The 14,183-nt window shown below is 72.3% G+C and carries 13 protein-coding genes; 12 read left to right on the top strand and 1 reads right to left on the bottom strand.

All coding sequences use genetic code 11. The features are described from left to right. Position 1 precedes the first annotated feature (1 nt). Positions 2-376 carry a TOBE domain-containing protein gene (locus GRQ65_RS02130; protein WP_160874632.1) on the top strand — a complete coding sequence of 125 codons (375 nt, stop codon included), beginning with the start codon at positions 2-4 and terminating at the stop codon, positions 374-376. 12 nt (positions 377-388) lie between these two features. Here the strand turns inward: GRQ65_RS02130 and GRQ65_RS02125 are convergent, their stop codons facing one another. Beyond that, complete coding sequence (locus GRQ65_RS02125) at positions 389-1,396, bottom strand: LacI family DNA-binding transcriptional regulator (RefSeq protein ID WP_160874630.1); 1,008 nt, start codon at positions 1,394-1,396, stop codon at positions 389-391. Positions 1,397-1,511: 115 nt separating this feature from the next. Here GRQ65_RS02125 and GRQ65_RS02120 point away from each other — a divergent pair, with 115 nt between their 5' ends. The 11 genes from GRQ65_RS02120 (at position 1,512) to GRQ65_RS02070 (ending at position 14,183) form a co-directional block, all read left to right on the top strand. Then, positions 1,512-3,050: a sugar ABC transporter ATP-binding protein gene (locus GRQ65_RS02120; protein WP_160874628.1), complete on the top strand. Its 1,539-nt coding sequence runs from the start codon at positions 1,512-1,514 to the stop codon at positions 3,048-3,050. Further along, positions 3,047-4,078: an ABC transporter permease gene (locus GRQ65_RS02115; protein ID WP_160874626.1), complete on the top strand. Its 1,032-nt coding sequence runs from the start codon at positions 3,047-3,049 to the stop codon at positions 4,076-4,078. Before GRQ65_RS02120 ends, GRQ65_RS02115 begins: the two co-directional genes overlap by 4 nt. Continuing rightward, positions 4,075-5,178, top strand: coding sequence for an ABC transporter permease (locus GRQ65_RS02110; protein WP_160874624.1), 1,104 nt, complete (start codon positions 4,075-4,077; stop codon positions 5,176-5,178). Before GRQ65_RS02115 ends, GRQ65_RS02110 begins: the two co-directional genes overlap by 4 nt. Then, on the top strand, positions 5,175-6,212 hold the full coding sequence (gene rhaS / locus GRQ65_RS02105) for a rhamnose ABC transporter substrate-binding protein (protein ID WP_160874622.1): 1,038 nt from the start codon (positions 5,175-5,177) through the stop codon (positions 6,210-6,212). Before GRQ65_RS02110 ends, rhaS begins: the two co-directional genes overlap by 4 nt. Before the next feature lie 53 nt (positions 6,213-6,265). After that, positions 6,266-6,625: an L-rhamnose mutarotase gene (locus GRQ65_RS02100; RefSeq protein ID WP_160874620.1), complete on the top strand. Its 360-nt coding sequence runs from the start codon at positions 6,266-6,268 to the stop codon at positions 6,623-6,625. Between the two features lie 9 nt (positions 6,626-6,634). Then, positions 6,635-7,807, top strand: coding sequence for an L-rhamnose isomerase (gene rhaI, locus GRQ65_RS02095; RefSeq protein WP_160874960.1), 1,173 nt, complete (start codon positions 6,635-6,637; stop codon positions 7,805-7,807). 62 nt (positions 7,808-7,869) lie between these two features. Continuing rightward, on the top strand, positions 7,870-9,912 hold the full coding sequence (locus tag GRQ65_RS02090) for a bifunctional aldolase/short-chain dehydrogenase (RefSeq protein ID WP_160874618.1): 2,043 nt from the start codon (positions 7,870-7,872) through the stop codon (positions 9,910-9,912). Continuing rightward, positions 9,909-11,351, top strand: a complete 1,443-nt coding sequence (locus GRQ65_RS02085; protein WP_160874616.1) for a rhamnulokinase — start codon at positions 9,909-9,911, stop codon at positions 11,349-11,351. The genes GRQ65_RS02090 and GRQ65_RS02085 overlap by 4 nt, the downstream gene beginning before the upstream one ends. 11 nt (positions 11,352-11,362) lie before the next feature. Then, entirely contained in the window at positions 11,363-12,100 is a 738-nt protein-coding gene (locus GRQ65_RS02080; RefSeq protein WP_160874958.1) for a (Fe-S)-binding protein, read from the top strand. After that, positions 11,986-13,581, top strand: coding sequence for a lactate utilization protein B (locus tag GRQ65_RS02075; protein ID WP_439331839.1), 1,596 nt, complete (start codon positions 11,986-11,988; stop codon positions 13,579-13,581). The genes GRQ65_RS02080 and GRQ65_RS02075 overlap by 115 nt, the downstream gene beginning before the upstream one ends. Next, positions 13,578-14,183, top strand: a complete 606-nt coding sequence (locus GRQ65_RS02070) for a LutC/YkgG family protein (protein ID WP_160874612.1) — start codon at positions 13,578-13,580, stop codon at positions 14,181-14,183. The genes GRQ65_RS02075 and GRQ65_RS02070 overlap by 4 nt, the downstream gene beginning before the upstream one ends.

Raw genomic sequence — 14,183 nt, 5'->3', positions numbered from 1 at the left:
CGTGGCGGAGCACCTGCGGATCGGCGAGGTCGCCCAGGCGGTCGGCGTCAGTGTCGACACCTTGCGGCGCTGGGAGGCCGAGGGCCGCGTGCGGTTCGAGCGCCACCGCAACCAGCGGGTGCTGCCGGTCGACCAGCTCGCCCCGCTGCTCGCCTCGCTGTCGGGCTCGACCCGCACCAGCTCGGCGCGCAACCGGCTCACCGGCGTCGTCGTGGCGGTCAAGCGTGACGAGGTGATGGCCCAGGTCGAGCTGGCCTGCGGTGACTTCCGCATCGTCTCGCTGATGAGCCGCGACGCCGCCGACGAGCTCGGTCTGGAGGTCGGCTCGACCGCCACCGCGGTCGTCAAGGCGACCAACGTGATCGTGGAGGTCTGAGACAGCCGGGTCTCAGCCGGTCGAGCGCCGCGCCACCAGCTCGGGGGTGAACTGCACCTGCCGGTGCTCGTGGTCGGGGTTGCCGGCCTCGTCGAGCAGCAGGTCCGCGGCGGCGCGGCCGAGCTCGTGGCGCGGCTGGCGCACCGACGAGAGCGGCACCGCGGCGGCGGCCGCGAACTCGATGTCGTCGTAGCCCACGATCGCGAGCTGCTCGGGCACCGAGGTGCCGCTGCTGATGGCGTGCTGCAGCAGCCCGAGCGCGATCAGGTCGTTGGCGCAGAACGCCGCCGTGGGGCGCTTGGCCGAGCTCATGCCCGCCAGGCGGGCGCCGGCCTCGCGACCGCCCGCCACGTCGAGCCAGTCGGTCACGAGCACCACCAGGTCCTCGGCCGGCCGGCCGGCGTCGGCCCACGCCGCCCGCGCCCCGCGCAGGCGGTCGGTGATCTGGCCGATCTCCATCGGGCCGCCGATGAAGGCGATGCGCCGGTGCCCGCGGTCGACGAGGTGCTCGACGGCCAGCCGCCCGCCCAGCTCGTCGTCGACGGAGACCGAGCAGAACGACGCGTCGTGACGCGTCCGGTCGACGATCACGACCGGGGTGCCCAGGGTGCGGGTGCGATCGAGCAGCGGCGAGGTGGGGTCGACCGGGGTCACGAGGATGCCCTGCACCCGCTGCTGGGCGAAGAGCGCGAGGTGGGCGGCCTCCCGGTCGGGCCGCTGCCCGCTGTTGCACAGCACGAGCGAAAGACCGTGGGCCTCCGCCGCGCCCTCCATGCCCCGGGCGACGTCGGTGAAGAACGGGTTGCTGGCGTCGAGCACGACGTAGGCGAGCGTCTGGCTCGTGCCGGTGCGCAGCTGACGGGCGGACTCGTTGCGCACGAAGCCGAGCTCGCCCATGGCGGCCTCGACGCGCTCCCGCGTGGAGCTGCTGACCCGGTCGGGCCGGTTGAGCACGTTGGACACGGTGCCGAGGGACACGCCGGCGCGCGCGGCGACGTCCTTGACGGAGGCACTGCGCATCGGGGACTCCTCGCCGTGGCCGGGGGCTGGGTGAAACGTTGCGTGCGCACTCTACGCAACTTTCTTCGCTCGTGATCTTGACGACTGTGATCGCAGTCACCTAGCGTCTGCGGCGATGAATGAAACCTTTCAATCGGCGTCGCAGGGCGAGGCGCCGATCCTCGAGCTCGAGGGTGTGCAGAAGTCCTTCGGGGCCGTGCGTGCGCTGCGCGACGGCACCCTCAGCGTGCGTCCCGGCTCCATCCACGCCCTCATCGGCGAGAACGGCGCGGGCAAGTCGACGCTGGTCAAGATCGTCGCCGGCGTGCACCGCCGCGACGGCGGCGACCTGCGCTTCCGCGGCGAGAGCGTCGACTTCGCCTCGACCGCGGAGTCGAAGGCCGCCGGCATCGCGGTGATCTACCAGGAGCCGACGCTGTTCCCCGACCTGTCGGTCACCGAGAACATCTTCATGGGCCGCCAGCCGCTGCTGAGCGGACGCCGGATCGACCGCGGTGCGATGCACGCCGAGGCGACCTCGCTGTTCCGCCGTCTCGGCGTCGACCTCGACCCCCGCCGGCTCGCCCGCGGCCTGTCGATCGCCGACCAGCAGATCATCGAGATCGCCAAGGCCATCTCGCTCGACGCGGCGCTGCTCATCATGGACGAGCCGACCGCGGCGCTCAGCGGGGTCGAGGTCGAGCGGCTGTTCCAGGTCGCCCGCAGCCTGCGTGACGAGGGGCGCGGCCTGGTCTTCATCTCCCACCGCTTCGACGAGGTGTTCGCGCTCTGCGACACCGTCACCGTCATGCGCGACGGTGCGTACGTCGCCACGCAGGCCCTCGCCGACACCACCGTCGACGCGCTGGTCGCCCAGATGGTCGGTCGCGAGGTCGGCGAGCTGTTCCCGAAGACCCCCGCGCCGGTCGGCGACGTGGTGCTCTCGGTCGAGGGGCTCACCTCGGCCGGCGTCTTCCACGACGTCTCCTTCGAGGTGCGGGCCGGCGAGATCGTCGGCCTCGCCGGGCTCGTCGGTGCCGGCCGCAGCGAGATCGCGCGCGCCGTCTTCGGCGTCGACTCCTACGACAGCGGCACCGTGCGCCTCGACGGTCGCGAGGTCCGCCGCGGCGACCCGCGGGGCGCCGTACGCGCCGGCATGGCGCTGGTCCCCGAGGACCGCCGCAAGCAGGGCCTGGTCGTCGAGGGGTCGGTGGCGCGCAACATCGCCTCCGTCATCCGCCGCGGCCTGAGCACCGCCGGCGTGCTGACCGGGAGCGCCGAGGACCGCGCCAGCAGCCCGTGGGCCGCCAAGCTGCAGGTGAAGACCAACGCCCTCGACATGCCCGCCGCGACGATGTCCGGGGGCAACCAGCAGAAGGTCGTCATCGCCAAGTGGCTCGCCACCGAGCCCAAGCTGCTGATCATCGACGAGCCCACCCGCGGCATCGACGTCGGCACCAAGTCCGAGGTGCACCGCCTGCTCTCCGACCTGGCCGGCCAGGGCATGGCCATCGTGATGATCTCCTCCGAGCTGCCGGAGGTGCTCGGCATGGCCGACCGCGTCCTCGTCGTCTGCGAGGGCCGGATCAGCGCCGAGCTCGACCGCGCCGACGCCACCCCCGAGAAGGTCATGCTCGCCGCCACCCGCCGCAACGACCAGGAGGTCCACGCATGAGCACCGACCTGCTCGTCCAGCCCAGCGCGACCTCGCCGACCCGGCGGGTGCTCGGGGGGCTGCTCCGCTCCCGCGAGATCGCGGTGTTCACGGTCCTCGTCGCGCTGATCCTCGTCACGACGGTCAAGAACGACGGGTTCCTCTTCAGCTCGACCGGCTTCCGCGACCTGCTGCTGACCCCGTGCCTGCTGCTGATCCTGGCGACCGGTCAGACGGTCGTGATCATCACCCGCAACGTCGACCTGTCGGTCGGCTCGACCCTCGGGCTGTCGGCGTACCTCACCGGGCGGTTGTTCGTCGACCACCCGGGGCTGCCGATCCCGGTGGTGTTCCTCGCCGGCATGGCCTTCGGTGCCGTACTCGGCCTGGTCAACGGCGTGCTGGTCGCGTGGGGCAAGGTGCCCGCCCTGGTCATCACGCTCGGCACGCTCTACATCTACCGCGGCGCGTTCCTCACCTGGGCCGGCTCCGACCGGATCAACGCCTCCGACCTGCCGCGCGGCTTCTCGCGGCTCGGCACCCAGCAGCTGCTGGGCGTCCCGGTCCTGACGATCATCGCGCTGGTCGTGCTGGCGGTCGTGGGCTACTTCCTCTGGACCGCCCGGGCCGGCCGCGAGCTCTACGCCATCGGCTCCGACCCCGACGCGGCCACGCTCTACGGACTGCGGGTCAGCCGCCGCGTGCTCCTGGCCTTCGTGGTCTCGGGGGCGCTCGCCGGCCTGGCCGGTGTCGTGTACGCCGCGCGCTACGGCACCGTCTCCTCGGGCGCCGGCTACGGCATCGAGCTCCAGGCGGTCGGCGCGGCCGTCATCGGCGGCGTCGCGATCTTCGGCGGCAGCGGCACGGTGTGGGGCGCCGCGATCGGCGCCTTCCTGCTCGTGACCATCAACCGCGCCCTGCCGATCCTCGGCATCTCCGACTTCTGGCAGCAGGCCGTCGTCGGCGCCCTGATCCTCGCGGCCGTCGCCCTCGACCGGCTGCTCACCCTGCGGCAGGAGCGCAAGCTCGTGGAGGCCAACGACCGATGACCCAGCTCGCCACCCCTCCCACGGAGACGCCGCGCTCCTACGCGGCGCACGCCCAGCCCCTGTGGCGCCGGGCCCTGCTGACCCCCGAGGTCGCGGTCATCGTCGCCCTGGTGCTCGTCTTCACCTGGAGCACCGCCAACGTCCAGGCCTTCGACGGTCCGCTGACGCTCTACTACCTCTTCCTCGACACCGCGCCGATCCTGCTCATCGCCCTGCCGATGACGCTGGTCATCGTCACCGGCGAGATCGACCTGTCGGTGGCGAGCGTGGTCGGGCTGAGCAGCGTGCTCGTCGGCCTGCTCCACCAGGACGCGGGTCTCTCGATCCCGGTCGCCGCGCTCGTCGCGGTGCTGGTCGGCGTCGTCTGTGGGGCCCTCAACGGCTTCCTCGTCGGCTACGTCGGTCTGCCGTCGCTCGCGGTCACCATCGGCACGCTCGCGCTCTACCGCGGCATCGCGGTCGGCCTGCTCGGCACGGAGGCGGTCACCGACTTCCCCGAGCGCTGGACCGACCTGGCCAAGCAGCGCATCGTCGACGGCTCGAGCTACCCGGTCGTGCTGATCCCGTTCGTCCTGCTGCTCATCGCGTTCGCCTGGCTGCTCCACTTCACGCCGTTCGGCCGCGGGATCTACGAGATCGGGCTCAACGACGAGGCCGCGCACTTCTCCGGCGTGGACGTCGAGCGCACGAAGTTCTGGCTGTTCGTCATGACCGGCGCGGTCTCGGCGCTGGCCGGCGTCTACTACACGCTGCGCTACGGCAGTGCCCGCGGTGACAACGCCACGGGCCTCGAGCTCCAGGTCATCGCCGCGGTGCTGCTCGGCGGCGTCTCGATCTTCGGCGGCCGGGGCGCCTTGCACGGCGTCGTCGCCGGCGTGCTGCTCATCGGCGTGATCTCCAGCGCGATGCGCCTGGAGAACCAGACGGTCAACGTCATCAACATCGTCATCGGGAGCCTGCTCATCCTCTCGGTGATCGCACCCAGTCTCCTCGTCCGGCTGCGCAGTCTGGCCGGTCGGACGAGGTCCGCAACACCCGCTCCACCCAGAAACGACACGGGCGAAGCACCGGTCGACCACGAGGAAAGGCTCCAACGATGAAGTTGCACAACCGACGGGTGGCGGCGCTCGCCGCACTCGTCCTCTCGGCCGGTCTGTCCCTGTCCGCCTGCGGCGGCGACGACGGCGGCAGCGGCTCCGACAACAGCAGCGGTGGCGGCGACAGCGCGTCCGGCACCTACGTCTTCCTGCCGAAGAACCTGGGCAACCCGTACTTCGACACGAGCGACAACGCCGGCAAGGCGGCCGTCGAGGCCTTCGGCGGCACCTACCAGGAGGTCGGTCCCGACCAGGCCAGCCCCGACGCGCAGGTGCCGTTCATCAACACCGCGGCGCAGCAGGGCGCGAGCGCCCTCGTCGTGTCGGCCAACGACCCCGAGGCGATCTGCGACGCGCTGAACGAGGCGCGCGACGCCGACGTCAAGGTCGTCACCTTCGACTCCGACACCAACGCCGACTGCCGCGACCTGTTCATCAACCAGGCCACCGCCGAGGGCATCGCCAAGGTGCAGGTCGACATGATCGCCGAGCAGATCGGCGACGAGGGTGACATCGCCATCCTCTCGGCCGCGGCCAACGCGACCAACCAGAACGCCTGGATCGACCTCATGAAGGAGGACCTGGCGGCGAACCACCCGAACATCACGCTCGTCGACACCGTCTACGGCGACGACGACGACCAGAAGTCGTTCGACCAGACCGCGGCGCTCCTGCAGGCCAACCCGGACCTGAAGGGCATCATCAGCCCGACCACCGTCGGCATCGCGGCCGCCGCCCGCTACCTCTCGACCTCCGACGCCAAGGGCAAGGTCGCGCTCACCGGTCTCGGCACCCCGAACCAGATGCGCGAGTACGTCGAGGACGGCACCGTCACCGAGTTCGCCCTGTGGAACCCCGCCGACCTCGGCACCCTCGCGGCGTACGCCGCCAAGGCCCTCGTCGACGGCGACGTCACGGACGGCTCCGGCTCGTTCGAGGCCGGCGACCTGGGTGAGTTCACCGCCGAGGACGGCGTCGTGCTGCTGGGCGAGCCGTTCAAGTTCAACGCCGACAACATCGGCGACTTCGACTTCTGAGTCGAAGTCGGACCGACGCAGAGCACAGACCCAGAGACGAGAGAGGACCCGACGTGCGGCGTGTCTGCTTCCAGCTCCAGGTGAAGCCCGATCGGCTCACGGAGTACCGGCAGCGGCACGCCGCCGTCTGGCCCGACATGCTCGCGGCCCTCGCGGAGACCGGGTGGCACAACTACTCGCTCTTCGTGCGGCCCGACGGGCTGCTCATCGGCTACTTCGAGACGCCATCGCTCGAGGAGGCCCTGGCGGGCATGGCCCGCACCGAGGTCAACGGCCGCTGGCAGGCCGAGATGGCGCAGTTCTTCGAGGAGCTCGAGGGCCGTGCGCCCGACGAGGGGTTCCTCGTGCTCGAGGAGGTGTTCCACCTGGAGGACCAGCTGGAGCACCACCTCGGGTCCACTACCGACGCGTGAGTGAGTGAGATGACGACGTTCGAGCAGATCGCAGCCCAGCTGGAGGGGCAGGCGATCGAGGTCCCCTCGTGGGCCTACGGCAACTCCGGCACCCGGTTCAAGGTGTTCGGCACCCCCGGCACCCCCCGGACGGTGGAGGAGAAGATCGCCGACGCGGCGACCGTCCACCGCTTCACCGGCCTCGCGCCGACGGTGGCCCTGCACATCCCGTGGGACCTGGTCGACGACTTCGCCGCCCTGCGCCGCTACGCCGAGGACCTCGGCACCGGCATCGGCACGATCAACTCCAACACCTTCCAGGACGACGACTACAAGTTCGGGGCCCTCACCCACACCGACGCCAAGATCCGCCAGAAGGCGATCGACCACCACTTCGAGTGCCTCGACGTGATGGCCGCGACCGGCTCGCGCGACCTCAAGATCTGGCTCGCCGAGGGGACCAACTACCCCGGCCAGGGCGACATGCGCGGCCGGCAGGACCGGCTCGCCGAGAGCCTGCAGACGATCTACGAGCGGCTGCTGACGCTGGGCGACACCCAGCGCCTGGTGCTCGAGTACAAGTTCTTCGAGCCGGCGTTCTACCACACCGACGTCCCGGACTGGGGCACGTCGTACGCCCAGGTCAGCGCGCTCGGCGAGCGCGCGATGGTGTGCCTCGACACCGGCCACCACGCGCCCGGCACCAACATCGAGTTCATCGTGGCGCAGCTGCTGCGCCTGGGCCGCCTGGGCTCGTTCGACTTCAACAGCCGCTTCTACGCCGACGACGACCTGATCGTGGGCGCGGCCGACCCGTTCCAGCTGTTCCGGATCCTCTTCGAGTGCGTCCGCGGCGGCGGCTTCGGCCCCGACAGCGACGTGGCCTACATGCTCGACCAGTGCCACAACGTCGAGAAGAAGATCCCCGGCCAGATCCGCTCGGTGCTCAACGTCCAGGAGATGACGGCGCGCGCGCTGCTCGTCGACCGCGACGCGCTGACGGCGGCCCAGGAGGACGGTGACGTCCTCGGCGCCAACGCGGTCTTCATGGACGCCTTCTACACCGACGTCCGCCCCCACCTCGCCGCCTGGCGCGAGGAGCGGGGCCTGCCGGGTGACCCGATGGCGGCCTACCTCGCCAGCGGCTACCAGGAGCAGATCGAGGCCGACCGCATCGGCGGCGCCCAGGCCGGCTGGCTCTGAGCGCCCGGTCCTCCCACCCCTCCTCCCACACCACACCTCTTCGCACCTCACCGGAAGGCACCATGCCCACCTCCAACCCGACCGCGGCCGAGCTGATCGCTCGGTCCAATCGACTCGGCGCCGACCCCAAGAACACCAACTACGCGGGCGGCAACACCTCCGCCAAGGGCACCGAGACCGACCCGGTCACCGGTGAGCCCGTCGAGCTCGTCTGGGTCAAGGGCTCGGGCGGCGACCTCGGCACCCTGAAGGAGTCCGGCCTGGCCGTGCTGCGCCTGGACCGGATGCGTGCACTCGTCGACGTCTACCCCGGCATCGAGCGCGAGGACGAGATGGTCGCGGCGTTCGACTACTGCCTGCACGGCAAGGGCGGTGCCGCACCGTCGATCGACACCGCGATGCACGGCCTCGTCGACGCCGCGCACGTCGACCACCTGCACCCCGACTCCGGCATCGCGATCGCGACCGCCGCCGACGGCGAGGCGCTCACCAAGGAGATCTTCGGCGACCGCGTGGTGTGGGTGCCCTGGCGCCGTCCGGGCTTCCAGCTCGGCCTCGACATCGCCGCCATCAAGGAGGCCAACCCGCAGGCCGTCGGCTGCATCCTCGGAGGTCACGGCATCACCGCGTGGGGCGAGACCAGCGAGGAGTCCGAGACCAACTCGCTCTGGATCATCGACACGGCCGCGGCCTACATCGCCGAGCACAGCAAGGCCGAGCCGTTCGGCCCGGCGCTCGAGGGGTACGCCGCGCTGCCCGACGCCGAGCGTCGCGCCCGGGCCGCCGCGCTCGCGCCGACCATCCGCGGCATCGCCTCGGTGGACCGCCCGATGGTCGGCCACTTCACCGACTCCAGCGTCGTCACCGACTTCCTCGCCGCCGCAGAGCACCCGCGCCTGGCCGAGCTGGGCACGTCGTGCCCCGACCACTTCCTGCGCACCAAGGTCAAGCCGCTCGTCCTCGACCTGCCCCCGACCGCGAGCGTCGAGGAGTCGATCGCCCGGCTCAAGGAGCTGGCCGTCGCCTACCGCGAGGACTACCGCGGCTACTACGAGCGCAACGCGACGCCGGACAGCCCGGCCATCCGCGGCGCGGACCCGCTCATCGTGCTCGTCCCGGGCGTCGGCATGTTCAGCTTCGGCAAGGACAAGCAGACCGCGCGGGTCGCCGGTGAGTTCTACGTCAACGCCATCAACGTGATGCGCGGCGCCGAGGGCCTGTCGACGTACGCCCCGATCGACGAGGCGGAGAAGTTCCGCATCGAGTACTGGGCGCTCGAGGAGGCCAAGCTCCAGCGGATGCCGGCCCCCAAGCCGCTCGCGACCCGCATCGCGCTGGTCACCGGCGCGGCCTCGGGCATCGGCAAGGCCACCGCCCAGCGTCTGGCCGCCGAGGGCGCCTGCGTCGTCATCGCCGACCTCGACCTCGCCAAGGCCGAGGCCGCCGCCGCCGAGATCGGTGGCCCCGACGTCGCCGTCGGTGTCGGCGCCGACGTCTCCGACGCCGCCGCCGTGCAGGCGGCCGTCGACGCGGCCGTCCTCGCCTTCGGTGGCGTCGACCTCGTCGTCAACAACGCCGGTCTCTCGCTCTCGCGCTCGCTGCTCGAGACCACCGAGAAGGACTGGGACCTGCAGCACGACGTGATGGCCAAGGGCTCGTTCCTGGTCACCCAGGCCGCGGCCCGGGCGATGATCGCGCAGGAGATGGGCGGCGACGTCATCTACATCTCCAGCAAGAACTCCGTCTTCGCCGGGCCCAACAACGTCGCCTACGGCGCCGCGAAGGCCGACCAGGCCCACCAGGTGCGCCTGCTGGCCGCCGAGCTCGGCGCCCACGGCATCAAGGTCAACGGCGTCAACCCCGACGGCGTCGTCCAGGGCTCCGGCATCTTCTCCGGCGGCTGGGGCGCCAACCGCGCCGAGGTCTACGGCGTCGAGGAGAAGGACCTGGGCAAGTTCTACGCCCAGCGCACGATCCTCAAGCGCGAGGTGCTGCCGAGCCACATCGCCAACGCCGTCTTCGCGCTGTGCGGTCCCGACCTCACCCACACCACGGGTCTCCACGTGCCCGTGGACGCCGGGGTGGCCGCGGCGTTCCTGCGATGACGCATGCCCCCACCGTGACCGTGGCCGCGGTCGACCTGGGCGCCTCGAGCGGCCGGGTCGTCCGCGGCCGGGTGGGGCCCGACGAGCTGGTGATCGAGACGGTCGCGCGGTTCGTCAACGGCCCGAGCGAGATCCCCGGCCCCGCAGGCCGCGAGCTGAGGTGGGACACCCCCTCGTTGTTCGACCACGCCCTCGCGGGCCTGCGGGCCGCCGGTCCCGTCGACGGGGTCGGCGTCGACTCCTGGGCCGTCGACTACGGCCTGCTGCGCGGCGGCGAGCTGCTCGGGTGGCCGTGGTGCTACCGCGACGCCCGCACCGCCGCCGGGGTCGAGACCGTGCACCGTGCGGTCGACCCGGCGGAGCTCTACCGCCGCAGCGGGCTGCAGTTCCTGCCCTTCAACACGGTCTACCAGCTGGCCGCCGAGACGCGGCTGGCCGAGGCCGAGCGGCTCCTGCTCGTGCCCGACCTGCTCACCTGGCAGCTCACCGGGCGCGCGGTGAGCGAGCGCACCAACGCCTCGACCACCGGCCTTCTCTCGGTCAGCACCGGTGACTGGGACGACGACCTGCTCGCGCTGGTCGGCCTGCGTCGCGACCAGCTCGGCGAGCTCGTCGACCCGGGCACCGTCGTCGGCGAGCACGCCGGTCCGCACGGGGCCGTGCCCGTCGTCGCGGTCGGCTCCCACGACACCGCCTCCGCGGTCGTCGCCGTGCCGATGCGCGACCCCGGCGTGGCGGCGTACGTCTCCTGCGGCACGTGGGGGCTGGTCGGCGTCGAGCTCGAGACGCCCGTCGTCACCGAGGCCGCGCGCGCCGCCAACTTCACCAACGAGGGCGGCGTCGACGGTCGCACGCGCTTCCTCACCAACGTCATGGGCACCTGGCTGCTCTCGGAGACCCTGCGCTCCTGGGGGCAGGGCGGGGCCGACCTCGGCGAGCTGCTCGCCCGGGCCGCGGCGTACGACGGTCCGGTCGTGGTCTTCGACGTGCAGGACCCGCGGTTCCTGGCGCCCAACGACGGCAGCGACGACCAGCCGGCGCGGATCGCCGCGTGGTGCCTCGAGCACGACGTCGCCCCGCCGGCCGACCGCATCGGCCTGGTGCGCAGCATCGTCGCCTCGCTCGCCGAGGGGTTCGCCCGCGCGGTGGAGCAGGCGGCGACCCTGTCGGGCCGCACCCTCGAGCGGGTGCACGTGGTCGGCGGCGGCGCGCAGAACGCGCCGCTCTGCGACCTGCTCGCCGACCGGCTCGGGCTGCCCGTGCTCGCCGGCCCGGTGGAGGCGACGGCGCTCGGCAACGTGCTCGTGCAGGCCCGCGCCCTCGGCGCGCTGAGCGGTGACCTCGAGGCGCTGCGCGACCTCGTCGCCCGCACCCACCCGCTGCGCGAGCACCGCCCGCGTGCGGGCGTGACGCAGGATGGGGGAGTGGTGGTCTCGTGAAGGTCGCGCTGATGGTGACCTGCGTCAACGACGCGATGTTCCCCGACGTCGGGAAGGCCACGCTCACCCTGCTGCGCCGCCTCGGCGTCGACGTGGAGTTCCCGACCGCGCAGACCTGCTGCGCCCAGCCGATGGTCAACACCGGCTACCTCGACGAGGCCGTGCCGGTCGTGCGCACGTTCGTCGACGCCTTCGCGGGCTACGACCACGTCGTCGCCCCGTCGGGCTCGTGCGCCGGCTCCTGCCGCCACCAGCACTCGATCGTGGCCCGCCGCTCCGGCGACGCGGGGCTGCAGCGGGCGGTGGAGGAGGTCTCGCCGCGGGTGCTCGAGCTCAGCGAGTTCCTCGTCGACGTCCTGGGCGTCGAGGACGTCGGAGCGCACTACCCCCACCGGGTGACCTACCACCCGACCTGCCACTCGCTGCGGATGCTCGGCGTCGGCGACCGTCCCACCCGGCTGCTGCGCGCCGTGAAGGGGCTCGACCTGGTCGAGCTCCCGGCGGCCGAGCAGTGCTGCGGCTTCGGCGGCACCTTCGCCGTCAAGAACGCCGACACCTCGGTGGCGATGGGCTCCGACAAGGCGCGCCACGTGCGCGAGACCGGCGCCGACGTGCTGGTCGCCGGCGACTCGTCGTGCCTCATGCACGTCGGGGGGCTGCTCTCGCGCCAGCGGGCCGGCGTACGCGTCGTGCACCTGGCCGAGGTGCTGGCCTCGACCGAGGCGAGCGCCCGGGAGGTGGCCTCGTGAGCCGCACGTTCCTCGGCACCCCGGCGTTCCCGGAGGCCGCGCGGGCCGCGCTCGCCGACCCGCAGCTGCGCCGCAACCTCGCCCACGCCACCGGCACCATCCGCGGCAAGCGCGCCGCCGTCGTCTCCGAGCTCGAGGAGACCGGCGAGTGGGAGCAGCTGCGCCTTGCCGGCGCGGCGATCAAGGACCAGACGCTGCTCCACCTCGACGAGCACCTCGTGGCGCTCGAGGAGTCCCTGGTCGCGGCCGGGGCGGTCGTGCACTGGGCCCGCGACGCCGAGGAGGCGTGCGCGGTCGTCGCCTCGATCGCCCACGGCCACGGCTTCGACGAGGTCGTGAAGATCAAGTCGATGGCCACCGCCGAGATCGGGCTCAACGAGGCCCTCGCCGCCGAGGGCATCGCGGCCTGGGAGACCGACCTGGCCGAGCTCATCGTGCAGCTCGGCGACGACCTGCCGAGCCACATCCTGGTGCCGGCGATCCACCGCAACCGCGCCGAGATCCGCGAGATCTTCCTGCGCGAGATGGCAGGCGCCGGGCGGCCCGCGCCCGACGACCTCACCGACGAGCCCGCGCGCCTCGCCGAGGCCGCACGGCTGCACCTGCGCGAGAAGTTCCTGCGTGCCGGCATGGCGGTCTCGGGCGCCAACTTCGCCGTCGCCGAGACCGGCACCCTGGTCGTCGTCGAGTCCGAGGGCAACGGGCGGATGTGCCTCACGCTGCCCGAGGTGCTCGTGAGCGTGGTCGGCATCGAGAAGGTCGTCCCGACCTGGGCCGACCTCGACGCCTTCCTGCAGCTGCTCCCGCGCTCCTCGACCGGCGAGCGGATGAACCCCTACACCTCCACCTGGACCGGGGTCACCCCCGGCGACGGGCCGCAGGAGGTGCACGTGGTGCTGCTCGACAACGGCCGCACCCGCGCTCTGGCCGACGAGGTCGGGCGCCAGGCGCTGCGCTGCATCCGCTGCTCGGCGTGTCTCAACGTCTGCCCGGTCTACGAGCGCACCGGCGGGCACGCCTACGGCTCGGTCTACCCCGGCCCCATCGGGGCGATCCTGACCCCGCTCATGCGCGGGGTGGGGGAGGACGAGCAGGTCGACTCGCTGCCCTACGCCTCCTCGCTGTGCGGGGCCTGCTACGAGGTCTGCCCGGTGCTCATCGACATCCCGAGCGTGCTGGTCGACCAGCGCGCCCAGGTCGTCGACGCCCGCCGCGGACAGGTCTCGCACGTCGGCGAGGCGGCCGCCATGAAGGGCGCCGCCTGGGCCTTCGGCCGGGCCTCGCGGCTCGGCGCCGTCGAGCGGGCGACGGGCCTGGCCGGGAAGTTCCTGGGTCGCAGGCGTGTAGACCCGGGTGGACGCGGGGTAGTGTCAAGGTTGCTTGGACCGGGGGGCGCTTGGTCAGAGGCACGGGATCTCCCTGCTCCTCCACGGGAGTCGTTCCGCGCTTGGTGGCGACGGACGAACGGGGCCGACACATGAACGACGCACGCACGGCGATCCTCGAGCGGGTGCGCGGAGCACTCCACGGCACGGAGCGGGCCGCGGCCCCGGTGCCGCGGGACTACCGGACCAACCCGGCGCGCCGCCCGGTGCGCCCCGATCTGCTCGACCTCTTCGTCGAGCGGGTCGAGGACTACCGCGCCCGGGTGCACCGCTGCACCCCGGCGGAGGTGGCCGACACCCTGGCGACGGTGCTGCGGCGCCGTCGCACCGTCGTGCCCGACGGCTTCGCGTGGCCCGTGCCGCAGCCCGTGCCCGGAGCCGGGCTCACGGCGGCCGAGCTCGATCGGATCCCGGCGGTCGTGACGACCGCGACGCTGGGCGTCGCGACCACCGGCACGCTGGTGCTCACGCACGGCGAGGGCCAGGGGCCGCGGGCGTTCTCACTGGTGCCCGACGTGCACGTGTGCGTGCTGCCCGCGGACCGGGTCGTGCTCGGGGTGCCCGAGGCCGTCGCGGCCCTCGACCCGCACCGTCCGCAGACGTGGATCAGCGGCCCTTCGGCGACGAGCGACATCGAGCTCGACCGCGTCGAGGGCGTCCACGGTCCCCGCGAGCTGCACGTCCTCGTCGTCACCTGA

The sequence above is a fragment of the Nocardioides flavescens genome, from assembly GCF_009823805.1.
GTDB classification, from domain to species: domain Bacteria; phylum Actinomycetota; class Actinomycetes; order Propionibacteriales; family Nocardioidaceae; genus Nocardioides; species Nocardioides flavescens.
This window is presented reverse-complemented; position numbering and strand designations above follow the sequence as displayed.

Coding starts and splice junctions, on each gene's coding strand:
- GRQ65_RS02125 (WP_160874630.1), bottom strand. CDS start 1,396: ATGCGCAGTGCCTCCGTCAAGGACGTCGCCGCGCGCGCCGGCGTGTCC.
- GRQ65_RS02120 (WP_160874628.1), top strand. CDS start 1,512: ATGAATGAAACCTTTCAATCGGCGTCGCAGGGCGAGGCGCCGATCCTC.
- GRQ65_RS02115 (WP_160874626.1), top strand. CDS start 3,047: ATGAGCACCGACCTGCTCGTCCAGCCCAGCGCGACCTCGCCGACCCGG.
- GRQ65_RS02110 (WP_160874624.1), top strand. CDS start 4,075: ATGACCCAGCTCGCCACCCCTCCCACGGAGACGCCGCGCTCCTACGCG.
- rhaS (WP_160874622.1), top strand. CDS start 5,175: ATGAAGTTGCACAACCGACGGGTGGCGGCGCTCGCCGCACTCGTCCTC.
- rhaI (WP_160874960.1), top strand. CDS start 6,635: ATGACGACGTTCGAGCAGATCGCAGCCCAGCTGGAGGGGCAGGCGATC.
- GRQ65_RS02090 (WP_160874618.1), top strand. CDS start 7,870: ATGCCCACCTCCAACCCGACCGCGGCCGAGCTGATCGCTCGGTCCAAT.
- GRQ65_RS02085 (WP_160874616.1), top strand. CDS start 9,909: ATGACGCATGCCCCCACCGTGACCGTGGCCGCGGTCGACCTGGGCGCC.
- GRQ65_RS02080 (WP_160874958.1), top strand. CDS start 11,363: ATGGTGACCTGCGTCAACGACGCGATGTTCCCCGACGTCGGGAAGGCC.
- GRQ65_RS02070 (WP_160874612.1), top strand. CDS start 13,578: ATGAACGACGCACGCACGGCGATCCTCGAGCGGGTGCGCGGAGCACTC.